The organism is Arthrobacter psychrolactophilus (assembly GCF_003219795.1).
GTDB classification, from domain to species: Bacteria; Actinomycetota; Actinomycetes; order Actinomycetales; family Micrococcaceae; genus Specibacter; species Specibacter psychrolactophilus.
In genome coordinates this window covers 269,100-294,918 of record NZ_QJVC01000004.1, presented here as the reverse complement: position 1 = coordinate 294,918, position 25,819 = coordinate 269,100, and the positions used below count along the sequence as shown (strand labels likewise).

Sequence of the window (25,819 nt, the reverse complement as noted above, 5' to 3'; positions counted from 1 at the left end):
GGGCTACACGAGCGCCAGCAAGATCCCCACGACGATGAAGAGGATGCCGAAGACACGGTTGAGGACCAGCTGCCCGTGCTCGCTGGCCGTCAGATGCTTGAGCTGCTTCGCACCGGCGGCAAAAATGAACCACATGACGATGATGTCAATCACCACCACCGTGGCCGTGAGGATGAGGTATTGCGGCAGGAGCGGCTCGGCGGGGCGGATGAACTGAGGCATGAACGCCAGGAAGAACACGATCGCCTTGGGGTTGAGGAGATTGACCCACAAGCCGCGGCGGAACATGGAGAACCCAGGCTCGAGGGTGACAGGCGTGTCTCCCGTGACGGCTTCCTCGGCCTTCGCGAGCAGTTTCCGCACACCCAGATACACCAGGTAGGCGGCGCCAACGTAGCGAATCAACATGAACAGGACAGGCGAGTTGGAGACGATAATGCCCACACCCGCCGCCACGATGATGACATGCACCACGAGCGCCAATTGCTGGCCGAGGATGCCCCAGATGGAGCGTCGGAATCCAGAGGACAAGGCGTTGGACATGGTGTTGATGGCGCCTGCGCCGGGAGTCAGGCTAATCATGGCACCGGCGCCCGCGAGGGCCAGCCATAGAGAGAATTGCACTCGTTCAGCTTACGGCTTTCGCAATATTTCTCGACTGCAGACTACGCACGGGCGATGATCTCGACGTTCGGCATGAGGAAGCAGCCGTCCGGCGAATCTCCCCAGGACCGCCATCCAGCCGCGATGCGGGCCAGCGCGCTCGCATCCGCGAAGCCGTAAGAGATGGCTTGTTCGGCGAAGGCCGAGCTCACGGTGCGCTCCGCCCACACCCCCGTCAACCAGGCGCGCTGTTCGGCTGTTGCGTAGAGCCAGTTAGCGCTCGACGGCGTGATGTCACCAAATCCCGCGGCCCGCGCCCAACGGACCAGATGTCGCCCGGCGTCGGGTTCGGCGCGATTGCGCCTCGCCACTTGCTGGTACAGCGCCATCCAGTCGTCCAGTGCCGGCAGCTGCGGATACCAAAACATGCCGCGAAAATCGGCGTCACGTGCGGCAACAATGCCACCGGGCTTGGTCACGCGGCGCATTTCACGCAAGGCGGCCACGGGATCGGTGAGATGCTGCAAAACCTGATGCGCGTGGACCACATCAAAGCTCTCATCTGGGAAATCAAGATGGTACACATCGCCCGTCTCGAAGCTGAGGTTCTCCAGCTGCTGCTCCCGTGCCAAATCCGTTGCCGCGGTGATGACCTCGGTGGAACGATCAATCCCGAGAACTTTTCCAGGCGCAACGAGCCGGGCAAAATCGGCCGTGATGGTGCCGGGGCCCGAACCCACGTCCAGTACCGTGAGTCCGGGAGTGAGGTGCGGGATCAGGTAGGCGGCGGAGTTCTCGGCCGTGCGAGAGGTGTGCGATCGCAACACGCTTTCGTGGTGGCCGTGGGTGTAAACGTCTGCAGATTCCGGGTTCTGACTCATGCGAGCAGACTATTCCACGAAGCTCACCAGTCTCCACGGGTGTCCAGAATCTGATATTTGAAGTCCATTATATGGACGCACTGTGGACGAGAACCTGAGGCGAAGGGGGCGCAAGGTGAGGTGTCCGCCGTCGAGCATTGTTCGCCTAAAGTGAAAGTTGAGCCAACTACGCTCAACTTCATTTGACAACAAAACGAGCCTGAGTAAAGTTGAGTGCAGAACGCTCAATACCGCTGTTGAGCGAGCCGCCACCCTGGCGGATAAGTTCACGCAGCGGCTCATGAAAGGAACCTCTTATGTCACGTGCCGTAGGTATTGACCTCGGAACCACCAACTCTGTCATCTCCGTCTTGGAAGGTGGCGAGCCCACCGTTATTGCCAACGCTGAAGGCGGTCGCACGACCCCCTCGATCGTTGCCTTCTCCAAGACCGGCGAAGTTCTGGTTGGCGAAATCGCCAAGCGCCAGGCCGTCAACAACATCGACCGCACCATCGCTTCCGTCAAGCGCCACATGGGCACCGACTGGACCGTCGCGATCGATGACAAGAAGTACACGGCGCAGGAAGTCTCCGCTCGTACCTTGATGAAGCTCAAGAACGACGCCGAAGCTTACCTCGGCGAAAAGGTCACCGACGCTGTTATCACCGTCCCGGCCTACTTCAGCGATGCTGAGCGCCAGGCTACGAAGGAAGCCGGCGAGATCGCGGGCTTGAACGTCCTGCGTATCGTCAACGAGCCCACCGCCGCAGCGTTGGCTTACGGTCTGGAAAAGGGCAAGGAAGACGAGCTCATCCTCGTATTCGACCTCGGTGGCGGAACGTTCGACGTTTCCCTGCTCGAAGTTGGCAAGGACGAAGACGACTTCTCCACCATCCAGGTTCGCGCCACTCATGGTGACAACCGCCTCGGCGGCGACGACTGGGACCAGCGCGTAGTTGACTACCTGCTGAACCAGCTCAAGGTCAAGGGCATCGACCTGTCCAAGGACAAGATTGCCCTGCAGCGTCTGAAGGAAGCTGCTGAGCAGGCCAAGAAGGAACTCTCCTCGGCAACCAGCACCAGCGTTTCCCTGCAGTACCTCTCCGTAACCGCTGACGGTCCGGTTCACTTGGACGAGCAGCTGACCCGTGCGAAGTTCCAGGAACTGACCGCTGATCTGCTCGAGCGCACCAAGAAGCCGTTCAACGACGTCATCAAGGAAGCCGGCATCAAGGTTTCCGACATCGATCACATCGTGCTCGTCGGTGGCTCCACCCGTATGCCTGCTGTTTCCGAGCTCGTCAAGGAACTCGCTGGCGGCAAGGAGCCCAACAAGGGCGTCAACCCGGATGAGGTTGTGGCCGTTGGTGCCGCACTTCAGGCCGGTGTTTTGAAGGGTGAGCGCAAGGACGTTCTGCTCATCGACGTCACCCCGCTGTCCCTCGGTATCGAAACCAAGGGCGGTGTTATGACCAACCTGATCGAGCGCAACACGGCCATCCCGACCAAGCGTTCCGAGACCTTCACGACGGCTGACGACAACCAGCCCTCTGTTGCTATCCAGGTCTTCCAGGGTGAGCGTCAGTTCACTCGCGACAACAAGCCGCTGGGCACGTTCGAGCTGACCGGTATTGCTCCGGCTCCGCGCGGCGTCCCGCAGGTTGAGGTCACCTTCGACATCGACGCCAACGGCATCGTGCACGTATCCGCTAAGGACAAGGGCACCGGTGTCGAGCAGTCAATGACCATCACGGGTGGCTCCTCGCTGTCCAAGGATGACATTGAGCGCATGGTTCGCGAAGCTGAAGAGCACGCAGCCGAGGACAAGGAACGCCGCGAGGCAGCAGATCTGCGCAACTCCGCAGAGCAGCTGCACTACTCGGTTGACAAGGTTCTGGCCGACAACGATGACAAGCTCTCCGACGAGGTCAAGAACCCCGTCAAGGAAGATGTCACCGCGCTCAAGACCGCTCTTGCCGGCGACGACGATGCAGCTGTCAAGGCTGCCTTCGAGAAGCTGCAGGCTTCACAGTCCACCTTGGGTGAGGCCATCTACGCCGCAGCCCAGGCTGAGGGCGCAACGGCCGACGCCGGTGCCTCCGAAGGTGCTTCCGAGGCTGGCGCTGACGAAGACATCGTCGACGCCGAGGTCGTCGACGAAGACGCAGACGAGAAGAAGTAGTCATGTCTGAGTCCGTAAACCCCGAAGAGGGCCAGCCGGTAGACCCGAAGGACCCGACGGTTGAGTCCGCCGAGACCGAAGGCGACGCGCTTTCCCAGGCCGAGGACATCCTCAACGGTGTTGAGGTTCCTGCCGAAGAATCCGTAGCTCAGGGTTCCGCCACGGACGAGGCGCTCGAGCTGAAGAATGACCTTCTTCGCCTCCAGGCCGAGTACGTCAACTACCGCAAGCGCGTCGAGCGCGACCGGGCAGTTGCCGGCCAGATGGCCGTCATTGGCGTCCTGAACTCGCTGTTGCCGGTGCTCGATGATATCGATGCTGGCCGCACTCACGGTGACATTGTCGACGGTCCGTTCGCGGCTATCGCCACTAAGCTGGAGACCGCCTTGACCACGTATGGCTTGGAGAAGATCGACGCCGTTGACGTCGCCTTCGACCCGACCGTGCACGAGGCACTCATCCAGCAGCCGTCTGCCGATGTTGAAATTGACACGGTCAGCCAGGTGCTGCGCAATGGTTACCGGTCCGGCGACCGCGTTCTGCGCGCCGCTCAGGTAATCGTGGCAGTTCCCGAAGCGTAATACCCACGCCCTCCCGGCCTGAATTCGCTGGCGCGAATTCAGGCCGGGGCCCTCGGGCGCGTGGGCCCGACGCAGCAACATCCCACAAACTTTTAGAAAGGAGGCGTCTTGGCAAGTCAGGACTGGGCAGAAAAAGACTTCTACAAAATCCTTGGTGTATCCAAAGATGCGTCTGAGGCTGATATTAAGAAGGCCTACCGAAAGCTGGCCCGCAAGTATCATCCGGATACAAACTCCGGTGATCCCCAGGCCGAGAAGACTTTCAAGGACGTCTCCGAAGCGTATTCCGTGCTCTCGAGCAAGGAAGACCGCGAGCAGTACGACGCGATTCGCGCCATGGGCGGCGGTGCCCGCTTCAGCGCAGGCGGTGCCGGTCATGGTGGCGGCGGCTTTGAAGACGTCTTTGGTGACCTCTTCGGCGGCGGCCGCGGCGGACAGCGCGGCGGTGGCGGATTCGGTGGCGGCTCAGGCCTGCCCCCGGAATTTGCAGACCTCTTTGGCGGTGGCGGCGGTGGCGGTTTTGGTGGCTTCCAGCCCCCTCCCTCTAAGGGTGCCGATCGCAGCGCCAGCACCACCATCTCCTTCGGTGGCTCCATCAAGGGAACAAAGATTGCCTTGCGTGAGCCCAATGGCGAGGTTATCGACGTTCGCATTCCCGCGGGCATCAAGGATGGCCAGAAAGTTCGCGTCAAGGGCAAGGGCCAGCCAGGCGCTGCCGGACCCGGCGATCTGATGGTCACCGTGAAGGTCAAGCCACACGACTTCTTTGTCCGCGACGGCGACAACATCCGTGTCCACGTTCCCGTCACCTTTGCCGAGGCGGCCCTCGGAGCCGACATCAGCGTCCCAACCCTGGTTGGCGACACGGTACGCGTCCGCGTGCCTGCCGGAACGCCGTCGGGCCGTACCTTGCGCGTCAAGGGAGCCGGTGTGCAGACCAAGAAGGGCGACGGCGATCTCCTCGTCACGATCGATGTGACAGTTCCGCAGAAGCTCAGCAAGGAAGCCGAAGAAGCCGTGCGAGCCTTCGCGGCAGCCACGGCCGACGGCGACCCCCGCGCCACGCTGGCGGACAAATCTAAGCTGTAGCCACCACCGCTGGTCGAGCCTAGCGTTATCACCACTACTTCAGAAAGGAGCTCACGATGATTGTTGACCCGTATTCACCGATCTTTGTGATCTCCGTTGCGGCCGAATTGGCCGATATGCATCCGCAGACCTTGCGGCAGTACGACCGGCTGGGGATTGTGAAGCCGAGCCGCGCGCCCGGCCGATCGCGGCGCTATTCGCAGCATGATGTGAACATGCTCCGGGAGGTGCAGCGGCTCTCACACGAGGGCGTCTCCCTCGAAGGTATTCGGCGCATCATGGAGTTGCAAAATCAGGTTGATGCGCTGCGTTCGAAGGTCGTAGAACTGAGCGAACAGCTTGAACTGGTCACGGCCGAGATGGAGTCCCGACCTCCCCGCACCAACAGCCGCGTCTTTGCCGCCGGCCTGATGGGCGGAGACATCGTGGCCCTCTCACGGGGCCAGCGCCCTCGGCCTCGCAGCCAGGCCATGGTGGTGTGGAGCCCCCGAGCGCTCACAGCCAAAAAGAAGTAACGAGCCACAAACAGGCCCGCAGCTGCTGACTACCTCACGAACCATTCGTGAGGTAGTCAGCAGCTGCGGGTTTTGCTTTAAGCACCCTTTGCGCAGTCGCCACCTGCGTTTTGAGTCGTCACGTCACGCCCTTATCCACGCGGCGAAAGGGCGTTAGCTGACGAGTCGATGAGCGGAAGGGGCGCAGGGGAGCCTGCCGCGTGACTGACTCCCCTAGAGGCGGGATTTCTCAGTCTCGGAAGAGGCCGGCCAGATCGGTGGCTGTCAGGGCGCCGCTGGAGAGCGAATCACCGCTCATGACGTCCGAGAACAGCTGCGACTTCTTGGCCTTCAACGCCATGACCTTTTCTTCGATCGTGTCCTTGGCGACGAGACGGTACACCATCACGTTTTTCTTCTGTCCGATGCGGTGGGTACGGTCCACGGCCTGAGCCTCGGAGGCGGGGTTCCACCACGGGTCAAGGATGAAGACGTAGTCGGCCTCGGTCAGGTTCAAACCAAAACCACCGGCCTTGAGGCTGATCAGGAACAGCGGGGAATCGCCATTCTTGAATTCATCCACGACGGCGGCCCTATTCCGGGTAGCTCCGTCAAGGTATTGGAAGTCAATACCCTCGGCCACGAGGCGATCACGCACCTTGCCCAGGAAGCCCGTGAACTGGCTGAAGATCAGCGCGCGGTGCCCTTCCTTGACCACGTCTTCGAGCTGTTCGAAGAGTACATCCAGCTTGGACGAGCGCACCCCGGCCTGGCCTTCGTCGACGAGCGACACATCCAGGCTGAGCTGGCGCAGCAAGGTCAGCGACTGGAAGATCGTGAAACGGTTCTTGTTCACGTCTTCGAGCAAGCCCAGAATTTTGGCGCGTTCACGCTGCAGATGTGTCTGGTAGATCTTCTGGTGACGTGGATTCAGCTCAACTTCTAGCACCTGCTCCTGCTTGGCCGGAAGATCGGCAATCACGGCTTCCTTGGTGCGGCGCAGCATGAGCGGCTTAACCCGGGCACGCAGTTTAGTCAGCAACTCGGAGTCCGCACTCTTTTCAATGGGACGCTGGTAGAACTCGGCAAAACGCTTCGGGCTGGGGAACAGACCAGGAGCCACGATCGAGAGCAACGCCCACAGCTCCATGAGGTTGTTTTCCATGGGAGTACCCGTGACGGCCAGCTTGAACGGAGCCTTCAGCTTCCGGGCGCACTGGTAAGCCTTCGACTGGTGATTCTTGACGAACTGCGCCTCATCCAAGATCAACCCGGCAAACGGCTGCATACCGTACTCGGCGAAATCGATCCGGAACAAGGCGTAAGAGGTAATGACAATATCCGCACCATCAAAGAAGGCCGCCGAATTCAGGCCGCTCTTGGCAAAAGTCTCGGACACGGTGACGACGCGCAGCCCCGGCGCAAACTTGATGCTTTCACTAGCCCAGTTACCCACCACGGAGGTCGGTGCGACCACGAGGAAGGGCTTATTGCCGGACCCTGAACCGGATCCAACGCTATCGCCCGTGCCCGCCTCGGTGGCAGCATCGGCGCCTACGCCGGCAGCCGCATCGGCCTTAACCTGGCACATCAAGGCCAAGGTCTGGACGGTTTTACCCAAACCCATGTCATCGGCAAGAACGCCGCCAAGACCAAAGCTGTACAAGAAATGCAGCCAGTTAAAACCATCCAACTGGTATGGACGCAAAGTCGCGTTGAGGCCCTCAGGAGTTGGCAGCGGTACGGGAGGTCCGCCGTCGAGCAGACCAGAAATCGCCTTACGCCAAGCCTGCGCCTGCTCGTCGACAATGCCCAACTGGGCCAACTCGTCCCACAAGCCAGCCTGGAAGCGGCTGATGCGCAGCTCCCCGTCCTTGTTGTCGTTGAGGCTGCGAGCTTCGTCAATCAAGGCGCGCAACTGGTGCAACTCGGGGCGATCCAGGGAGAAATAAGCGCCACTGGGCAACAGCATGCGCGTATTCCCTGCAGCCAGCGCGGAGAAGACGGCGGCGAAGGAGACATACTGTCCCTCGAGCGTGATCACAATGCCCAGGTCAAACCAGTCGCGCTCGTCGGTGGCCTTGGTGGAAATCGTGACGACGGGAGCCTCGGTGACCTCGCGGTAGCTGGCGATGTCACCGCTGGTATCGACTTCAACACCGGGCAGTTCCCGCAAACGCGGCAGGACCGTCTCGGTGAAGGTCAGGGTATCGAGCCCGCTCAGAGCTGCGGTCCCCGCCAACGTAGGGTCACCCCAGGCATGATTCGCCGCGACACCCATATCCGTAATGTCTTCCCACGGCTGCCCAACACTGGCAACGAGTCGAGCCTCCGCAGCGGTATCCCGCACCGCGTGCTCGCCCAGTTCCGGCCAGAGCGGCAGGGACGTCACGCGATTACCGACGGGGTAGTGCCATTCCCAATGCAAACGAACCGTGTGATCGGAACCGTAAGCGGCCAAGAGTGAAAGCGTCGGCTCTACATAGGCTGGAAGCTCCACGGAATGATCGGCTGACACCACGGGGGCGGCCTGCTTCAGCTGCGGGTAGAACTGGGTCAGGAACTTCTCCCTGGCCGTCTCCGGAACGTGGACAAGTTCCTTGCGAAGGGCGAAATCAAGCATCTGCGTGGAGACATCTGCCGGCAAGGGAGCCAAGGTGAGATCTCCGCGTACAACGCCACCGCTGTGGCTTACCGGGGCCGGTCCGCCCATCGCGGTGGGCTCGGAGAGATTGCTGAAGAACAAGCCGTTGACGGGATTGCCCACGCGGCCCACGATCTCTGCGGTGACGGGCACGCCGTCGATCTCGATCATGGGGCCAACATCGAGGCCGCCGGATTCGCCCTGCGTGACATCGAGTTGCAGCTTGGCGTTGTGCTCAACAACCCGGACCGGGTCACCATTACCGGTCTGGATCAGGGCAATACCGTTTTTGTGTGCGCCATGGAGCAGCTGCCAGAGATTGCGGCCAGCGAAATCGTTCAGTGACAACCAGGAACCAGCATTGCCATGGTTGAACTGCCGTGGGCTGTGCGAGGTCAGGAATTCCGTGAGCCATTCCAGCTGTGTGCGGTCGTGGGCGCCGCCGTACGTCAGGTAGCCGAGGGTTGCCCAGCTGACGCCGGTCTTAACCCATTTTCCGCGCGTGCCCATGACAACCGGGCGCACGTTGAGGACAGGCTCCGAGGGAACCGTGCCACCGCGACCGCGGTAAGAAAAACGAGGCGGGGGAACATGAAGCTCAAATTGCAGACCCAGGGCCGGGGTGTCCGCGCTGGGTGCAAGCGTCGTTGGTGGAAGAAGGGCGGAAAGGGCCGCTTCCCAAGAGTCGAGCGCTTCGACGTCATCGCTGGGAGCAGGTGCAGAGGCGGCCGACTTGCCGTCCTTGGCCTTGGCCAGCAGCGTTTCCAGGAACGTGGGTTCCCGCGGCGCTTCCTCGGGAACGAAGAAATCGGTGAACGACTGATCGGCTTCAGCAGCGGCGATCAAGGCCACGACGTGTTTGCAATTTTGGCGCACCGGGCAGTTGCAGATGCCGACACGGCAGGCGATCACGCCGTCGTGCTCGCGGACAAGCTTTGCCGTTGTCCGGTAAACCTGAGTTCCTGCCACCTTGCCGGAGAGTAGCCCAGTTTCCGGTTCCAGCGTGATGTCGCTGACCCGTCCCTGATCTGCATACACACGGCCAGCCGCAATGGAATTGTCGGTGAACTCGGCGACTCGCGTTAGCAAACGGGAACTCGCGGAGGATTGCGTCACGGAACTTTTCCACCTGTCGGTTGAGGAGGGTTCAAGATTGCGAACCACATCTATCAATCTTAGGCGGCTTTGGGCCACACTTTCATCTTTTGGGTTCGTTGAGATCCCGTAACGAGGTAATGGTGAGGCGAATCCAGTGCAAAAAGGCACGGAGATCTTTGGTGGGGCGGCGAATTCTCGTCACAAATCCGCCGCCCCACGGCACGGTGGTGCTTAGTTGCGGCGGAACGCGAGGTCGAAGATGACTCGACCGGCCTTGTGCGCCTTATTTTCAAAACTCGTCAAGATACGTCCGTCAAAACGCGGAGCCCAACCACCCACCGTGTCCGGCTCGTCACTTTGTTCGCAATCTACTCCACTGAGTCGCGCCGCGGTGAGGGGGCTATCGGAACCGGTGCGTTCGCCGTCGTGCATGTTGGTGAACTCTTCCGCAGCCGCACCAACCTCCAGCATCTGCTCGGCGTAGGTGGACCAGTCGGTGGCCAGGCGCCAGGTTCCACCGGGAGCTAGGACGCGGGCCACGAGCGGGGCGAAGGTGTCCTTCACCATGCGGCGCTTGTTGTGCTTGGTCTTGTGCCACGGGTCCGGGAAGAATACCCACACCTCACTGACCGAGCCAGCCGGGAGCATGGTGCTCAGGACCTCGGGGGCGTTGGCCTGCACCACGCGGACGTTGTTGAGCTCGTTGGAAACGATCTTTTGGATAGTCTGGGCCAGTCCGGGGGTGTAGACCTCAACGGCCAGGAAGTCCTTGTCCGGGTTCTCCTTGGCTGCATGGATGACGGCGTCGCCCAAGCCAGAACCAATTTCAACCACCAGAGGAGCCGTGCGGCCAAATTCTTCTTCAGCATCAAAGACGTATTCGGGGTGCACCGAGGTGTCGGAGATGTGGCGGGGAACGTCTACCGCGAGAGTGTCGGAGTGATCATTCCACGCCTGCTGGCGGCGGCCCTGCAAACGGGTGCCGCGACGCACAAACGACACCGGCTGGGCGCGGTAGGTGCCCTCGGCGGCCTGACTTCCCGGCGTGACGGGACGCGCGGAGCCGTCTTCCGTACGCGGCGCGGGCTGCTCAAGATGCTGCGCAACGGTGTCAGTTGCGCTGGCCTCTGCGGCAGTCGCTAGGGATTCTGGGCTGGAAACTGGGTTTTCACTCATCGGAGTTAAGCGTACCGGGGTTAGTGAGAGCTGGTTCAATCGCATCGAGGTTCATAGGGGCGCCTCCTAGGATCCACAGCGCAGAAGGTGAGTTGTGGCACTTTCGGGAGGTCCGGCGTCGAGCCGCTGTTAGACTGAGACTACTTAATGTGCATTAAGCGCATTCTGCGTCGATGAACGCATGCAACTTGTCCCGCATTGATTTTGCTCTATAGCAACTCGCGGTTGACACGCTCTGGCATTGAATCGGCGAACCCGCGGTCAAAACTGCCCGTGGGACGTTGAACCGCCTTACGAAAGATTCTCTCTTTACATGACAACTTTTGCTGCCCTTGGTGCGCCCAAGGAAATCGTTGCTTCACTCGCCGCTCAGGGCATTGAAGAAGCATTCCCCATCCAGATCAAGACCCTGCCGGACACCCTGGCAGGCCGCGATGTTCTGGGTCGCGGCCGCACCGGCTCCGGCAAGACCATTGCCTTCTCCATCCCGCTCGTAGCCCGCCTGGCCGAGCGCGAAGCCCCGTACTTCCGCAAGCCCGGCAAGCCGATGGGCCTGGTTTTGGCTCCGACGCGCGAGCTCGCAACCCAGCTAAACAACACCATCGAGCCCCTCGCCAAGGCCATGGGCTTGAACACGACCGTCATCTACGGTGGTGTCTCACAGGCTCGTCAGGAAAAGGCCCTGCGCGCCGGTGTTGACATCGTCATCGCTTGCCCGGGTCGCCTCGAAGACCTCATGAAGCAGCGCATCGTCTCGCTGGAAAACGTTGAGATCACGGTCCTCGATGAGGCCGACCACATGGCTGACCTCGGCTTCCTGCCCGTCGTCAAGCGCCTCCTGGACACGACCCCCACCCAGGGTCAGCGCATGCTGTTCTCCGCCACCTTGGATAACGGCGTGGACAAGATTGTTCAGCGTTACCTCTCCAACCAGCTCACCCACTCGGTGGACGAGCCCAAGGCTGCTGTTTCCACCATGGAGCACCACGTTCTTGTGGTCAACGACCAGACCGTCAAGAAGCAGGTCATCGTTGAGCTCGCATCGGGCGCCGGTCGCCGCATCCTCTTCATGCGCACCAAGCACCACGCTCGCAAGCTGGCCAAGACCCTGACCGACGCCGGCATCCCCGCCGTCGACCTTCATGGAAACCTGTCACAGAATGCCCGTGACCGGAACCTGGCCGAGTTCTCCACCGGTGACGTTCGCGTCCTGGTTGCCACCGACGTTGCCGCCCGCGGCGTGCACGTTGATGACATCGAACTGGTTATCCACGTTGACCCGCCCACAGAACACAAGGCTTACCTGCACCGCTCGGGTCGTACGGCTCGCGCCGGATCCGACGGCGTTGTTGTCACCTTGACGCTCCCGGAGCAGCAGGGCGACGTCAAGAAGCTCATGCGCGCAGCCGGAGTTGACGTGAACTTCGAGCGCGTCACCACCAGCTCACCGCTGATCGCGACCTTGGTTGGCGACGTTGCTGACAAGATTGACCCGCGCACCCGTGCAGCCTTGCTCGCCTCCAAGCAGCCGGCTCAGGGCGGTGGCACCTCAACCGGTGCAAACGCTCAGCGCAAGCGCGCCCGTTCCGGCGCAGCCCCCACCGCCGGTGGCCGTGGCGGCCGCGGTGGCCGTGGACGCGTTTCCTCCGACTCTTCAGAGCGTCCGGCAGCTGCGGGCAACCGCGGCGAGCGTCGCGAAGGCGCCCAGCAGGGTGCCCGCTTCGGCGGCGGCGAAAACCGTCGTCCGGCACGTGCTGCCGGCGAAGGCCGTCCCGTACGTTCCGGTGAAGGTCGTCCGGCTCGCGACGGCGATGTAGCTCGCGGCAAGCGCGCCCCGCAGGGCGGAACACGCGAAGGTGCACGCACCGGATCGAGCCCGGCCTGGTCCTCCAACACCGGTGGAACCTCCGGCGGCAGCTACAACGCAAACGGTGGTGGCTCGGCTCGTCCGGCACGCTCCGGTGGCGGTGCCCGCCGTGCGTCGGCTCCGGCCTCCAACCAGCGTCGCGGACGCTAGCCCACAGGCTAAATTCGCCGAGTAAGACGGAGCCCCGCCGAATCAGATGTTGCACAACATCTGATTCGGCGGGGCTCCGTCGTTCTCAATGAAGTCACTGGACAGGGATTAGTGCCGGTTCGTTTTGACGCCCGCGGTGCCGGCGTTTGCATAGCGCCCTGCGGCCACGGTCGCAGCAGCCATCGTGACGAGGGCGCCGAGGACCAGGGCAGCCGGTTCGCCCGGCGTCGAGACCGCCAACCCAAAGGTGAAGCCCGCGAGCATGATCGACACGTGGCTCCACATTGCCAGCCCCACGCCGGCTGCTGCCGAAGCGCAGGCCGGATTTGCTTGTCCCTGACCGGGACGTGGGGTCCGGCCACAAACATGATGACTGCGAACCCCCATTTCGGCCAGAAATGTAAAGGTGGGTTCGGCCGGGTCCACGAGATTCAGCCCGGTTCAACCGATCAACAGGCCGGCAAGAAGCTCGCCGATCACCACAGGGATTCGCCATTTTATAGGCAACGCCAGCAGCGGCCCCATAAGTGCCAAGAGGCAGATCAAGGCAAGGATCGGAAACGTCAAGGCCTCAGCCTACTGCGCCACCCGCTGGCCAGCTCCGGCTACGAGGTAGTCAGTCTGAGGTGGTCGCTTCGGGCGGGGTGAGCCCCTCGAATGGTTCGAGCGCGTCCCTAAACGCGGCCAGGTCTTGTCTGGCCAGGGTGGTAACGCCATAGCTCAGGGAAATGCTGCGGGGTGGGAGCCCAGATTTCTCGTACTCCGCGGCAGCCTTGCCTGTTGTATCCCGGTCAACATTCACGAGTGCGATCGAGAGCCACTGGGAGTTTGCATAGGCTGTGCCAGTCCACCAATAAAGCTTGTTTGGATCCGTCGTGCCGTGTTTATCCAGCAATTCCTGGTGCCATGCGGGGTCATTCTTGAGGCTCGCCGCATCGGGGGACAACTTCACCGCTCCGAGTCCACCGGCGCTCGTGATGCGGTTGGTGATGGCCAGAATTTCTTCCCAGTCAGAGCTTCCGACAGGGGCGTTGTCGCTGTCCCACGACACCGAGTTGAAGGTGGTGGTCATGGCCTTGCCGCCGTACCCATTGCCTTGTTCGGGATACCAGCCGGATTCGCCATTGGCGGCCCACTGCAGCTCGAACTCTTCAGTAAGTGCAGCCTTGAGCTCATCCAGTATCGCCGCCGACACTCCCTCAGCGTCCTCTTTGACGGGCGCTGCAAGGATCTCCTCAGCCAGCGAATACGCGTGGGCCGGATAGTCCTTCCAATTCACGGTGACTTCCGTGCCAGCCGCGTTGATGTAGCTGCTGGTGGGCGCGGCGGCGCACCCGCTCATTCCCACGAATGACGCAACAGCGGCGGTCACTAACGCCGCGCGAAATGTACTCTTGAACGCCCAACGACTCATTGCTGGTCCTTCCCCTAGGAACTCTCAGCCTATGCAGGAAGGAACGATCAGGCCTCAGACTCAGGGATGAAACTATGCCGTTAAAGCTGGACCGTGCCCTCGATGCAGAGGGTAGCTTCTCCGCCCACCCAAATCGTGGCGTCCTCGATGTCGATGTGCACGCGCCCTTCTCGTCCAAGAACAGTTCCTTGCGCGGCAACATAGTTCGACGGCGCCACCTGGGTATCGCTCATCCAGCGCGCCAACCCCGCATTGAGGCTTCCCGTGACGGGATCCTCCCAGACAGCGTCGCCGCCAAAGAACGCACGCACCTCAAACTGAACTTCAGCGCCGGGAGCGTGAGGACCCACAACACCAATCTCGAGATCATCCAAGCGAGTGGGATCTGGCCGGAGCGCCAAGACTTCTTGCGCCGAGGCCAAGCGGATGCCCATCCAGCGGGGTCCGTTGACGATCCACGAGGAGTCGAGAATATGCTCACGTTCAATGCCGAGAACGCTTGCCACCTGCTGTAGGCGAGATTCTTCGATGGCTTCGTATCGTGTCAGCGGTGGCGCCGCAAAAGCTAGGCGGTCAGCTCTCACGCGAACCGGCACGAGTCCGGCCTCGCATTCCTGCATGATCACACCGCTTGCGCCTACGGTTCCGCCGGAGCCCAACCATGCCCTCGCGGATCCCAACGTTGGGTGCCCGGCGAAGGGCAGCTCCTCGCTCGCCGTAAAAATTCTGACCCGGTAATCCGCCCGTGAATCAGTGGGCGCGAGCAAAAAAGTGGTCTCGGCGAGGTTGGTCCAGTTGGCGAACTGTTGCATTTCCGCCGTGCTCAAGTCCTCGGCGTCGTGGACCACGGCCAGCGCATTGCCGCGGTAAGCTGTCGCGGAAAAAACATCGACCTCGCTGTAGCGGCGCGACATCACCATGGCGTTAGAGAACGGGGTCGATGCTCAGCACAGCGAGGAAGCCGCGTCCGGAAATTTCCGGGGCAGCGTCCGAGCCCACCACCGTGTCAAACTTGCCCAACGCCTCGGCGACAATCGCAGGGGAGGAGGCATCGGCGTCGTCCGTTGCCGAGGGAGAGACGGTAGCCGAGCCCTGCAACAGCACGGCGAACTGGTCCGCGAACACGGGGTGCGGGCGCTTCTTGGACAGCTCAATGATGGCGGCGTAGCCCTTGAAGGCGCCACGGCGGGTCATGAGATTCAGGTCCTTGAGCGCGCCGGTGGGCAGGCTTGCGGAGGTGTCGGAGTCGCCGGAAAAGCGGAACGGGCGGAACTTCTCGAGCGCCTGCTCGGCACCGTCGACGCTCAGCGCGATGAGCTCGCCCTCGACGACCGTAATAATCCGGTCAATGCCGGGCATCGGAGAGAACGGGCCGGCCTTGGCGACCTCGGCGAGGCTGACGCGCCAGTCCCAGCTCTTGGCGTCCGGGCCGGCCGCGATCTGCCGCGTGACACCGCCACCGTTGGGCCAGGGCGTGCTCTTCAGGGAGGCGTAACGGATGATTTCCACTATTTTTCGTCCACATTCTTCTCGCTGTACACGTGCAGGCGTTTGAGATCTGATGGTCGACGGCGGAGCTTGCGTTTGTAGTACGACCAGCCTCCCGTGATGGCGAGGGAGACGGCGAAGGCCAGGACGATCTTGAGCGGCAGGTTGATCCTGGCGAAGGTGAGGACCAGAATCATGGCCGCGAAGCTGGCGAAGTTGACGATGATGTCCAGCCAGTCGGTCTTTTTACGCATGGGACTAGCTTACGCGGCGCCGTTGTGGCCCCGGGCAATCTCAGACTTAAAACGCTGCAAGCTGAAGGGGGAGGAAGACAAAATGAAAACAAATGAAAACTGTTGCATCAAAATGAAAAGCCAGTGATGATTGTCATATTGGTGCTTCAGGGATTACTTGGGGCGGTTAGACGTTAAGGAGGACGTTATGGCAGCGACGTTGAAAGATGTTGCAGCAGCAGCTGGCGTCTCATTGGCGACAGCTTCGAGGGCTTTCAAAGACTCGGGCCTCTTGGCACCAAGAACTCAGAAGCGCGTCTTAGATGCCGCCTTCTCACTGGGCTATGAAGTTCCTCTCTCTTCCCGATCGAAGGCGATTGGGGTCGTGGTCCCGGACATCTCTAACTCGTTTTATGCAGAGCTGATTAAGTCAATTCAAAACAGCTCATGGCCAGGTCGCCACCGAATGATCTTGGCTGACACCAATGAAGATCCTGCGAGAGAACAAGAACTCATCAGCACGTTGAGCCGAACAGCTGATGCGCTGATTGTATGTTCACCTCGTTCCGAGAGTAACGCCATTCGAAAAGCAGCGGGAAACATCCCCCTCGTTGTGATCAATGGCCAAGCCCCCGGAGCTATCTCGATTTTTATGGATGTGCGACAAGGCTTACGCCAGGCTGTTGAACATCTCTATGCCTTGGGCCACCGAAAAATTGTGCATGTGCCTGGTCCGGTTACCGCTTGGGCTAGCAGAACCAGATATTTGGCGCTGTCTGAACTTGCCAAAGAGTGGGACATCGAGCTGATTACCGTTGGCAATCAAGCAGCTAGCATCCAAGGCGGGCTAGCAGCCGCCGCCGCGGTGGTCGCAAGTGGTGCAACGGCAGTCATTGCCTACAACGATTTAGTTGCGTTGGGCGTCGCATCGGAAATCCGGACGATGGGCTATAGCTGCCCGGGCGACTTCAGCATTCTAGGAATAGATGACCTGGAAATAGGAGCCGTCTCCGATCCAGGATTGACCTCGGTAAAGGTCGGAGTCGCCCAAAGCGGTGCGCTGGGACTCGAACTGGCGTTAGAACTCATTGACAGAAAGCCGCCGAGACAATCGGAATTCATCCTTGAATCCCAACTGATTGTTCGACGATCAACCAATGCGCTTGCTGCGAATCACAAGAATGATCCGGCCGTACTGAGCGCGACACACTAACAAATCACCTTCCTGACATCGCTGCTCTGAGCAGTGCCAGCGGACTCACAAAGAGTCCCACGAACAACAACTCTTCTCCCGTGCCTTACTACTGTGCACCCATTTTCACCCTTCTAATCAACAGATAGAGAGCGACGACTCATGTTCCGACTCACCAAAAAAGCCTTGCTCGTTGGCGCTGTTTCTTTGACCTTGCTGGCCACTGCTTGTGGCAACACAAGCAAAGAAGCCGCCCCCACCGCAGTAGATTTCCCCGCTGGCTCGACGATGGCGTCGATTGCAACGGCCGGAAAAATCAAGATCGGTGCCACCCCGAACCAGCCCGGACTAAGCGAACTAGACCTGAAGGGAAATTGGAAAGGGTTCAACATCGAACTCGCTGAATACCTCGTGGCACCGATGGGGATCGCTCCTGACTCCATCGAGTGGGTCCACACCACCATGGCTAACCGCATCCCCTTCATTCAACAGGGAAAAGTGGAGATGTTTGCGACGGCACTGGCCATCACGCCCGAACGCATCAAATCAATTGCAATCGCTGGCCCTTATATGGATGCCAAGCCGCAGCTGATTGTACGCAAGGGAGAAGCTTCGAAGATGCAGTCTCTTGCCGATATTCCGAAGGGCTCCAAGATCTGTGTCATCCAGGGTAGTCAGGGTCAGCCTCGCGTCAGCAAGGAAATTCCTCAGGCCACTGTTGTTGAATTCAACGCCTTGACCAACTGTGTGCGGGCCCTTGAACAGGGCACGGTTGATGCGGTCGATTCAACGGCACCTCTCTTGGCCGGATTCATTCTGGAAAAGCCGGATGTCTTTGAATTCACCCCCATGACGTACGGGGAGGGCGAAATCTGGGGTGTGGGTGTTCCGACTGAACAGCAGGACTTCTGCACGTTCCTCAATGAGCGGATCACGGCCGCATTTGAAGACGGCACCGTCAAGAAGCTGTGGGACGCGAACATGGCCAAGTCCGGTTTGGCTGAGCCGACCGCTGCCAAAGAACTGACCAGTTGCAAATAAAATGGACGCCAAGAATGACCTTGGCGATTCATTCCGAACTTTGAAAGGAGGTATGGACTCATGAACGCAATTATTGAAAACATCGATGTCTTACTGTCAGGCTTCCTGACCACCCTTGGCCTCAGCGCACTTGCCGGGTTCACCTCATTCTTTGGTGGCCTCATCCTGGCCGGCTTCGCGATTTCGAACAATCCCACATTGCGCAAAATCAGCATGCTGTACGTGGCGTTGATGCAAAACATCCCCGCTGCAGCTCACCTGTTCTTCATGATCTTCATCCTCCCAGTTTTGGGTCTGAAGGCACCCTTCTTTGTCTTGGCAATTATCGGCGTCACGATCTACTTCTCGGCGTACTACTGCCAGGCCGTCCGTTCTGGTGTCAATGCCATCGGCCGCGGACAGCTCGAGGCATCTCGGGCACTAGGTCTGAAGAATATGCAGACAATGCGGTTGGTCGTCCTCCCGCAGGGACTTAGAAATTCCGTCCCACCCCTGATCAACACCACAATTGCCTTGATCAAGGTCACGGCCATTGCCGGCGTATTCGGTGTCACGGAGCTCTTTGGCACCATGCTGCAGCTGATCAACGTCAATGACTCTGCCGTCATCGCCTTGATGCTGGTCACCGGCATTGGTTACTCGCTCATCACCATCCCCGCTGCCCTTGCAGCAGCAGCCGTAGAACGAAAGGTGGCGTTCAACTCATGATGAACGTAGAACTCTACGACCGTCCCGGCCCGCTAGAACGACGGCGAATCCGCCTTTGGACGCTAGTCCTGGCCATCCCCGCCCTCGCCGGAGTCATCTGGGTCGTGACAACGCTTCGAGAGCAAGGCATCCTCGACTCAGAAGCCTGGTCGATCCTGACCGACTCTGAGGTGATCGTTTCGCTCCTGACTGGATTGCTGGCGACGCTCAAAGTAGCCGGCGTAACAGTTGTCCTGTCACTGGTTGTGGGTCTTCTCTTGGCTCTTGGGCGCATGTCTGAGCTGCGTTGGCTCAGTCTTCCCACCCGGGTCTGGGTTGAGGCTCTTCGCGGACTCCCCGAGATCCTTTTGGTCTTCCTGATTTACCTAGGTGTCCCCGCTGTCACGGGACTGAACATCAGTACCTTCTGGGCCTTGGTTGTAGGCCTGGTCCTGTATCAGAGCGCTTCGATGTCGGAAGCCTTCCGGGCCGGGTTCCTTGCTCTCCCGAAAGGCCAGAAGGAAGCCGCGGTTGCCTTGGGCGTTCGAGGATTCAAAACCCTGCGATTCATCTTGTTGCCTCAGGTTATTCGGCAGATTCTTCCCAACCTGGTCAGCGAAATGGTGAGGGTTACGAAGGCCTCTTCCCTGGGATTCGTGATTGGTTACACCGAGCTTCTGCTCTCTGGCGAACAAGCCATTGAATACCTCGGTGGCCAGTACGCGGTTCCGATTTTCGCCGGTGTCGCGCTCCTCTACGTGATCGTTTGTCTCCTCCTTTCCTGGGTTTCACGCATTCTCAGCGAACGCCTGCGCTAATCCCTAACATTCCCCCGTGGGTCTGCAGTAACACTCCAAGACCCACCACAGTCCAGTTTTGAGGTATTCCAATGCAAGCAACAAATAGCATGATCTCGATCAAGGGTGTCAACAAGTGGTACGGATCATTCCACGTTCTCAAAGACATTGACCTAGAAGTAGCTCAGGGCGAGGTGGTCGTTATTCTGGGCCCCTCTGGATCCGGAAAATCGACCCTGTGCCGAACCATCAACCGGTTGGAACCGATCAACAACGGCGCTATCAGCATCGATGGTCAGGCACTGCCAGAAGAAAGCGGCCCCCTCTCGCAGCTCCGTAGCGAAGTCGGCATGGTCTTCCAGCAGTTCAATCTCTTTGCCCACATGACCGTGCTTGAAAACGTCATGTTTGCTCCGATTCAGGTACGCAAACAAAAACCTGCCGCGGCACGCGCCCGGGCCATCGAACTCTTGGACCGTGTGGGAGTTGGTGCGCAGAAAGATAAATTGCCATCCCAGCTTTCCGGGGGTCAGCAGCAGCGTGTTGCTATTGCCCGCGCACTGGCGATGGATCCTAAGGTCATGCTGTTTGATGAACCCACCTCCTCCTTGGATCCAGAAATGATCAAGGAAGTTCTGGACGTGATCGTTGAGCTCACCAAGGGTGGTATGACCATGGTGGTTGTCACGCACGAGATGGGTTTCGCGCAAACAGCCGCTGACCGTGTGGTGTTCATGGCTGAAGGCGAGATTGTCGAGGTCAGCACGCCCGAGGAGTTCTTCAACAACTGCCAAACTGAGCGTGCCGCTGAGTTCCTCAGTAAGGTTCTGTAGCCAAAAACCGGCTATCTGCCATCGTCTCGATGGATCTCAGACTGACAAAGCCACGTTCCGTTCCTCCTAAGGACGGGCCGTTAGACGACGAAGGAAGTGCCGACTCACATGGCAAAAATCATCATTACAGATTGCGATCACTCTTCGATCGCCATCGAACAATCACTTGCAGCTGAACGCGGCATCGAATTGGTCCTCGCCTCATGCAAAACCGAGGACGACGTCATCGCTGCCGCCGCAGATGCGGATGCGATCATCGTTCAATACGCTCCTGTGACAGACCGAGTGCTTGCCGCGTTGCCAGGATTGAAAGCCATTGGCCGGTATGGGGTGGGTGTTGACACGCTCGACGTCGAAGCCGCCACCGCGCGAGGCGTTGCCGTGTGCAACGTTCCCGACTATGGGACAGAAGACGTTAGCGACCATGCCATTGCTCTGGCACTGGCGCTCAGTCGTGGCCTAGGTCAGCTGGACCGTGGTCTGCGCCGGGGCGATGCCACATTGACCCCTGCACAGCCACTGCACCGCTTCTCGACCCGCACCTTTGGGGTAGTTGGTCTGGGACTGATTGGCGCAGCCACCGCCCGTAAGGCTGGCGCGTTGGGCTTTGACCTCATTGGCTTCGACCCCACGCTGAAGACAGGAACAGTCACTAAAGAGGGTGTCCGCGTCGTTGGCTTGGAAGAAGTACTGCGCCAGGCTGATGTGGTCTCTTTGCACGTGCCGTTGAACAAGGCGACGCATCATCTGATCGACAGTGAGACTTTGGGTTTCTTCAAGTCAACGGCTGTCCTGGTCAATACGTGCCGCGGTGGTGTCGTTGACACAACGGCTCTTGTGACGGCGTTGAGCACTGGCGCATTGAAGGGTGCCGGACTTGATGTCTTGGAACAAGAACCCTTGGATGTTGCAAGTGATTTGGCTGCCTTGGACAACGTCATCCTGACACCTCACGCTGGCTGGTACAGCGAAGAATCTTATAGCGAGCTCAAGTACCGCACCCTTGAAAACGTTTCGGATATTGTCCGAGGAGTACGACCGCGAAACATCATGAACCCGACGGTGCTGGATTCACTCCTGAGCCAGGGCATCGCATGAGCGGGGCAACGCCGGCTTACCTTGATGAGTCACCGGAGCCCGCTGCTCAGCCCTCTCACGAAGGGCCTGCCAACCCTCTCAGCCTCACGGGGCGAACGGCCGTTGTTACCGGCGCTTCTCGCGGTATTGGGCACGCACTAGCCGCCGGACTGATAAGTGCTGGTGCCAACGTCGTGGCGCTACAGCGTGGCACAATATCATCCGAGCTGCTCTCACTTGCGGAGCAGAAGGGGGTGTTTGTCGAGGCGCAAACCGTGAACCTCGCCGATGAAGAATCGATCTCGGAGGCTGTGGAGGCGGTTCTGGAGAAACACCAGATCGACATCTTGGTCAATAACGCTGGAACGCAGATCCGGCATGACTCCACCGAGTTCCCCCTGAACGATTTTGACGCGGTCATGGATATCAATCTGCGCGCAGTCTTCCAACTGTGTCAGGGATTCGGCCGGAGCATGGTGGAGCGTGGAAACGGAAAAATCATCAACCTGGCGTCGATGCTGAGTTACCAAGGGGGCTTCCGCATTCCAGCCTATGCCGCATCAAAGGGGGCCGTGGTCCAACTGACCAAAGCCTTGTGTAATGAGTGGGCGCCCCGCGGTGTCAACGTCAATGCGGTGGCCCCTGGTTACTTTGCCACTGATATGAATTCGGCGTTGCTTGCCGATGCGGAACGCCACCAACAGATTTCTGAGCGTATCCCGGCCGGTCGTTGGGGGCGGCCGGAAGATATGGCCGGAGCCGTCGTCTTCCTTGCCTCAACCGCTGCTGACTACATTCACGGAACCGTCATCCCCGTTGACGGTGGCTGGCTCTCCCGATGACAAAAAGGAACCCATCATGAACATTCAGTCGTTTCAACGACCTGCAGCCTCAAGCATGCTGTTGGCAAATCCAGTTGTTGCCGTCCTTCGCGCAGATCACGCTCGAGAGTACGCACCCGTTATCGAAGCGCTGGTTGAAGGTGGCGTGCGATCCATTGAGTTGACCCTGAGCACGAATGGCGTTTTCGATCATCTGGGCGAATTAATTGGGCAATTTGAGCATGCTGCCGAGATCGGCTTGGGCACCATCACCTCCTTGGACGAGGCCGAACAGGCGCTGGATCTGGGAGCCGCCTTCTTGGTAACCCCTACGACGCAATTGGATGTGATTGCCGCTGCCGTGGGCCGTGGAATTCCGGTTTTCCCTGGCGGATTGACGCCAACTGAATTGGCCAGTGGGTGGCAGGCCGGTGCGACAGCCGTGAAGTTATTCCCAGCATCGGTCGTTGGCTCCGACTACATCGCCGCACTCCGGGGTCCTTTCCCCGACATTCAAGTGGTTCCCAGCGGCGGCATCGATATTGCGGCCGCCCCGAAGTGGATTGCTGCTGGAGCGCTCGCCGTCAGTCTCGGCGGACCTTTGATCAAGGACGCATTCAAAGGCGGAGACTTGGTGGCCTTGACCGAACGGGCTCTTCACGTCTCGGAGCTTGTTGCAGAAGCATTGGCAGCGAAGGGTCGCTCATAATGACCAAGACAATTGGTAGCCAGAAAAGCTGGCCGGAAGTAGTCACGATGGGCGAGACTATGGCCTTGATGCGGGCCGAAGGGGCCGGCCCGCTGCAGCACACTACGAGTCTGGGGCTAGGAATTGGCGGCGCAGAAACAAACTTTGCCATTGCTCTGCGCCGACTCGGTACCTCGGTCGTGTGGGTCGGTAGGGTCGGCAACGACAGCCTCGGTGCGAAGGTGCTGCGAGAGCTGGCTGCCGAACGAGTGGAAACGGTGGCCGTTGAGGATTCGGAGGCTCCCACTGGCCTCATGATCAAGGAGCGCAGGACCGCTGAAAGCCAAAAGGTTTGGTACTACCGGCGGGGAAGTGCTGGCTCGCGGCTAGCCCCAGAGGATGTTCCGGCCGAGTACATTGAACATGCCCGGCTACTCCACATCACGGGTATTACCCCCGGCCTGTCGGCAACTGCGGCAGCGGCCATTGATCATGCCATCGAGGTAGCCCGTCACCACGGGACAATAGTCTCGTTCGACCTGAACTACAGGTCAGCGTTGTGGACCCCGGAAGAGGCTGGCAAAGCATTCGTGGCCTTGATTCAGAAGGCTGATGTGGTTTTCGCTGGCGACGATGAGGCCGCGCTTGCGGTGGGTCACGCCGATGATCCTCGACTGCTCGCTGCTCGCATTGCAGAGTTGGGACCATCTCAGGTGGTGATCAAGCTAGGAATCGAGGGCTGCGTAGCTCTCGTCAATGGTGATAGCTACGAGCAGTCAGCGATCTCGGTACGAGCCATCGACACCGTCGGTGCTGGCGACGGGTTCGTCGCAGGATATATTGCCGAGCTTCTGGCAGGGCTTGCTGTTGGAGACCGCTTGCAGACAGCCGTCAAGGTCGGAGCATTTGCCTGCCTAGTCCCAGGGGACTGGGAAGGAATGCCTTTGCGGCGGGAACTAGACCTGCTCGAGGCCGCTGAACCAGTGAGTCGATAAGTGTCTATGCCATTGCCTGGCGACAGGCAATGGCATAGACGCCGTGTTATTAACGGTACGTGGCAACAAAGGGCTGGTTAGTCGGCACAATTTCCTTGCCCAGCGGCATCAGGGACACCGGGATCATCTTGATATTGGCGATGGCCAGCGGGATCCCAATGATGGTGATGGCCATGGCAACGGCCGTGGTGATGTGGCCAATGACGATCCAAATGCCAGCCACCAAAATCCAGATGACGTTTCCGAGTGTGCTGGCGATCCCCGTTCCGCCCGGCTTGTCCACGACGGTCCGGCAGAAGGGCCACAGCGCATATCCTGCGATGCGGAAGGAGGCGATGCCCCACGGGATCGTGATGATGAGAACGCAGCAGAGGATGCCAGCGGCAAAGTAGCCCAGCGCCAGCCAGAAACCGCCGAACACGAGCCAAATGACATTCAAAAGTGTCTTCATGCCTCCATTCTGCCCTGCCAGTCTGACAACAGCCTGCGGTGTTAGGCTAAATTGCAACAACACGACCTGACAAAACCGCAAGGATATCGGCAATTCCATGGACCCCGGCACCGTATTTTTGATCCTCATGTTGGTTGTCATCGCCATTATTTTGGGTGTCGCCATTACTCTTGGCGTGCTGATTTATCGCGGTGCACTGAGCATTGCCAAGATCTCCAAGCCCAAGATCGAGTCTGCCAAGCGCAGTGCGTTGAAAGTCCGTGCCGAGTCGAGCACGGGTCCCGTGGCGGACATTTTGAAGCAGCGCGTTGCCCTCCAAGACGCGCTCGAAGCCACGCGCCGCTCCCTCGGTGTGGCCCAGACGACCGGGCAGTACACGGGCAATCTCGAATCCATCTTCCTGACTCTGAACCAGGCCGGAACGGTCATGGAGCACCAGCTGCTCGTGGCTCAGCAGGAACCCGACCGCGCCGTGCAAGCGCTCTACGCCAAGACCCTCAGTGTTCAGGTTGAACAGATTACGCAGACCGCATTGGGCGTCCGGAACGCGCTGGCCAGTGCCGCGGCCCCCACGCCCGACGTCGACATGAAGGACCTCACCCGCACCCTGGAGATCGAGGCCACGATGCTCAAGAACTGGTCCAAAACCTATACGGACCTCGGCTAGGAGCAGGTCATGAGTTTCCTGGCCCGGATCTTTTCCTCCAAGCCTTCTCCTGCCACGTTCGACGGCGGATCCGCCTCCCGCGATCAGCTCACCTTGACGGAGGCTCAGCTTAAGCAGCGGGCGGCCGTGCAAAAGATGCGCCGTGGAGTCGCCGATGTGTCGGTCAGCCGCCAACGCCTAGATCTGCAGGCAGTCGACCTCCAAAAAGCCATGAACGATTTAGCCGCACAGGCGCAGGCCTCGGAGGCTGGCGGAGATTGGGCGGCTGCGCAAACGGCCATGAACCGGCACCTGATCATGGGCGAACAGCTGGCGGATCTGATCTCGCAGCGCGACGCTCTTGCGGAACAAGAAACCATGCTGATGGGCGCCCTGACGCAGCTTCAGGCGCGCGTCAGCGGATTCAATGTCACGGCGGAAACGCTCAAGGCAGCGCACACAGCGGCGGGCGCCGACCACGCCATCGCGCAAGCCCTCAACGAGCTTGAAGAGCGCTAGTTTGAGCAGATGCACCTGTAAGTGCGTTCTCGACGTCGAATGTGACTGACTCTGCGTTGAGTCGTCACGTAACGCCCTTATGGAGATTCATAACGGCGTTACGTGACGACTCAAACTATGTATGGGTATCCCGGCGCCGTTTTCCCGCCAAGGAACCTTACTTTCCCTCGGTCCACAGCTTGAGTTGCCAGA

Annotated in this window: 27 protein-coding genes; 16 read left to right on the top strand and 11 right to left on the bottom strand. The window is 59.9% G+C overall.

The annotated features are described in order from the left end of the window. Positions 1–3: 3 nt before the first annotated feature. The gene (locus CVS30_RS07540) at positions 4–624 is read right to left on the bottom strand and encodes a LysE family transporter (RefSeq protein WP_110484713.1); all 621 of its coding nucleotides are present in this window, start codon (positions 622–624) and stop codon (positions 4–6) included. Positions 625–665: 41 nt separating this feature from the next. Next, positions 666–1,484, bottom strand: coding sequence for a methyltransferase domain-containing protein (locus tag CVS30_RS07535; RefSeq protein WP_110484712.1), 819 nt, complete (start codon positions 1,482–1,484; stop codon positions 666–668). Between the two features lie 296 nt (positions 1,485–1,780). Between CVS30_RS07535 and dnaK the strand changes: the two genes are divergently transcribed. The 4 genes from dnaK (at position 1,781) to CVS30_RS07515 (ending at position 5,831) form a co-directional block, all read left to right on the top strand. Next, positions 1,781–3,646 (top strand): molecular chaperone DnaK, encoded by a 1,866-nt coding sequence (gene dnaK, locus CVS30_RS07530; protein WP_110484711.1) that lies wholly within the window; start codon positions 1,781–1,783, stop codon positions 3,644–3,646. Positions 3,647–3,648: 2 nt separating this feature from the next. Next, complete coding sequence (locus CVS30_RS07525) at positions 3,649–4,227, top strand: nucleotide exchange factor GrpE (protein ID WP_110484710.1); 579 nt, start codon at positions 3,649–3,651, stop codon at positions 4,225–4,227. Positions 4,228–4,335: 108 nt separating this feature from the next. Continuing rightward, complete coding sequence (locus CVS30_RS07520) at positions 4,336–5,316, top strand: DnaJ C-terminal domain-containing protein (RefSeq protein ID WP_110484709.1); 981 nt, start codon at positions 4,336–4,338, stop codon at positions 5,314–5,316. Between the two features lie 56 nt (positions 5,317–5,372). Then, positions 5,373–5,831 carry a heat shock protein transcriptional repressor HspR gene (locus CVS30_RS07515; RefSeq protein WP_110484708.1) on the top strand — a complete coding sequence of 153 codons (459 nt, stop codon included), beginning with the start codon at positions 5,373–5,375 and terminating at the stop codon, positions 5,829–5,831. Between the two features lie 229 nt (positions 5,832–6,060). On the opposite strand, the gene CVS30_RS07510 is transcribed toward CVS30_RS07515, so the two are convergent. Both CVS30_RS07510 and trmB read right to left on the bottom strand, forming a co-directional pair. Continuing rightward, positions 6,061–9,570, bottom strand: coding sequence for a DEAD/DEAH box helicase (locus CVS30_RS07510; protein ID WP_110484707.1), 3,510 nt, complete (start codon positions 9,568–9,570; stop codon positions 6,061–6,063). 213 nt (positions 9,571–9,783) lie between these two features. Next, positions 9,784–10,728 (bottom strand): tRNA (guanosine(46)-N7)-methyltransferase TrmB, encoded by a 945-nt coding sequence (gene trmB / locus CVS30_RS07505; protein ID WP_110484706.1) that lies wholly within the window; start codon positions 10,726–10,728, stop codon positions 9,784–9,786. A gap of 313 nt (positions 10,729–11,041) precedes the next feature. Here trmB and CVS30_RS07500 point away from each other — a divergent pair, with 313 nt between their 5' ends. After that, entirely contained in the window at positions 11,042–12,745 is a 1,704-nt protein-coding gene (locus tag CVS30_RS07500; RefSeq protein ID WP_110484705.1) for a DEAD/DEAH box helicase, read from the top strand. A gap of 108 nt (positions 12,746–12,853) precedes the next feature. Here CVS30_RS07500 and CVS30_RS17950 read toward each other — a convergent pair whose 3' ends face one another. The 6 genes from CVS30_RS17950 to CVS30_RS07475 all read right to left on the bottom strand — a co-directional run bounded on the left by CVS30_RS17950 (position 12,854) and on the right by CVS30_RS07475 (position 15,901). Then, complete coding sequence (locus tag CVS30_RS17950; protein ID WP_181419721.1) at positions 12,854–13,132, bottom strand: hypothetical protein; 279 nt, start codon at positions 13,130–13,132, stop codon at positions 12,854–12,856. A gap of 54 nt (positions 13,133–13,186) precedes the next feature. Continuing rightward, entirely contained in the window at positions 13,187–13,312 is a 126-nt protein-coding gene (locus CVS30_RS18395; RefSeq protein ID WP_281268071.1) for a hypothetical protein, read from the bottom strand. A gap of 49 nt (positions 13,313–13,361) precedes the next feature. Next, positions 13,362–14,159 carry a hypothetical protein gene (locus CVS30_RS07490; RefSeq protein WP_110484704.1) on the bottom strand — a complete coding sequence of 266 codons (798 nt, stop codon included), beginning with the start codon at positions 14,157–14,159 and terminating at the stop codon, positions 13,362–13,364. Positions 14,160–14,239: 80 nt separating this feature from the next. Next, entirely contained in the window at positions 14,240–15,079 is an 840-nt protein-coding gene (locus CVS30_RS07485) for a PhzF family phenazine biosynthesis protein (RefSeq protein ID WP_110484703.1), read from the bottom strand. A 4-nt stretch (positions 15,080–15,083) separates the two neighbouring features. Further along, entirely contained in the window at positions 15,084–15,668 is a 585-nt protein-coding gene (locus CVS30_RS07480) for a HutD/Ves family protein (RefSeq protein WP_110484702.1), read from the bottom strand. Next, complete coding sequence (locus tag CVS30_RS07475) at positions 15,668–15,901, bottom strand: hypothetical protein (RefSeq protein ID WP_110484701.1); 234 nt, start codon at positions 15,899–15,901, stop codon at positions 15,668–15,670. The genes CVS30_RS07480 and CVS30_RS07475 overlap by 1 nt, the downstream gene beginning before the upstream one ends. Before the next feature lie 187 nt (positions 15,902–16,088). Between CVS30_RS07475 and CVS30_RS07470 the strand changes: the two genes are divergently transcribed. The 9 genes from CVS30_RS07470 to CVS30_RS07430 all read left to right on the top strand — a co-directional run bounded on the left by CVS30_RS07470 (position 16,089) and on the right by CVS30_RS07430 (position 24,011). Continuing rightward, a complete protein-coding gene (locus CVS30_RS07470) occupies positions 16,089–17,093 on the top strand; it encodes a LacI family DNA-binding transcriptional regulator (protein WP_110484700.1) in 1,005 nt (334 codons plus the stop codon). A 141-nt stretch (positions 17,094–17,234) separates the two neighbouring features. After that, entirely contained in the window at positions 17,235–18,113 is an 879-nt protein-coding gene (locus CVS30_RS07465; RefSeq protein ID WP_110484699.1) for a transporter substrate-binding domain-containing protein, read from the top strand. 60 nt (positions 18,114–18,173) lie between these two features. Then, positions 18,174–18,821 (top strand): amino acid ABC transporter permease, encoded by a 648-nt coding sequence (locus CVS30_RS07460; RefSeq protein ID WP_110484698.1) that lies wholly within the window; start codon positions 18,174–18,176, stop codon positions 18,819–18,821. After that, on the top strand, positions 18,818–19,618 hold the full coding sequence (locus CVS30_RS07455; protein ID WP_110484697.1) for an amino acid ABC transporter permease: 801 nt from the start codon (positions 18,818–18,820) through the stop codon (positions 19,616–19,618). The genes CVS30_RS07460 and CVS30_RS07455 overlap by 4 nt, the downstream gene beginning before the upstream one ends. A gap of 71 nt (positions 19,619–19,689) precedes the next feature. Further along, complete coding sequence (locus CVS30_RS07450) at positions 19,690–20,430, top strand: amino acid ABC transporter ATP-binding protein (RefSeq protein WP_110484696.1); 741 nt, start codon at positions 19,690–19,692, stop codon at positions 20,428–20,430. Between the two features lie 108 nt (positions 20,431–20,538). After that, positions 20,539–21,528 (top strand): C-terminal binding protein, encoded by a 990-nt coding sequence (locus tag CVS30_RS07445; RefSeq protein ID WP_110484695.1) that lies wholly within the window; start codon positions 20,539–20,541, stop codon positions 21,526–21,528. After that, a complete protein-coding gene (locus CVS30_RS07440) occupies positions 21,525–22,349 on the top strand; it encodes a glucose 1-dehydrogenase (protein ID WP_110484694.1) in 825 nt (274 codons plus the stop codon). The genes CVS30_RS07445 and CVS30_RS07440 overlap by 4 nt, the downstream gene beginning before the upstream one ends. A gap of 16 nt (positions 22,350–22,365) precedes the next feature. Beyond that, positions 22,366–23,037, top strand: coding sequence for a bifunctional 4-hydroxy-2-oxoglutarate aldolase/2-dehydro-3-deoxy-phosphogluconate aldolase (locus tag CVS30_RS07435; RefSeq protein WP_110484693.1), 672 nt, complete (start codon positions 22,366–22,368; stop codon positions 23,035–23,037). After that, positions 23,037–24,011 (top strand): sugar kinase, encoded by a 975-nt coding sequence (locus CVS30_RS07430; protein WP_110484692.1) that lies wholly within the window; start codon positions 23,037–23,039, stop codon positions 24,009–24,011. The genes CVS30_RS07435 and CVS30_RS07430 overlap by 1 nt, the downstream gene beginning before the upstream one ends. 49 nt (positions 24,012–24,060) lie before the next feature. Here the strand turns inward: CVS30_RS07430 and CVS30_RS07425 are convergent, their stop codons facing one another. Continuing rightward, positions 24,061–24,462: a YccF domain-containing protein gene (locus tag CVS30_RS07425; RefSeq protein ID WP_110484691.1), complete on the bottom strand. Its 402-nt coding sequence runs from the start codon at positions 24,460–24,462 to the stop codon at positions 24,061–24,063. A gap of 97 nt (positions 24,463–24,559) precedes the next feature. Here CVS30_RS07425 and CVS30_RS07420 point away from each other — a divergent pair, with 97 nt between their 5' ends. Together CVS30_RS07420 and CVS30_RS07415 are read left to right on the top strand one after the other, a co-directional pair. Continuing rightward, a complete protein-coding gene (locus tag CVS30_RS07420) occupies positions 24,560–25,129 on the top strand; it encodes a hypothetical protein (RefSeq protein WP_110484690.1) in 570 nt (189 codons plus the stop codon). Positions 25,130–25,138: 9 nt separating this feature from the next. Further along, complete coding sequence (locus tag CVS30_RS07415) at positions 25,139–25,627, top strand: PspA/IM30 family protein (RefSeq protein ID WP_110484689.1); 489 nt, start codon at positions 25,139–25,141, stop codon at positions 25,625–25,627. Positions 25,628–25,819 lie beyond the last annotated feature (192 nt).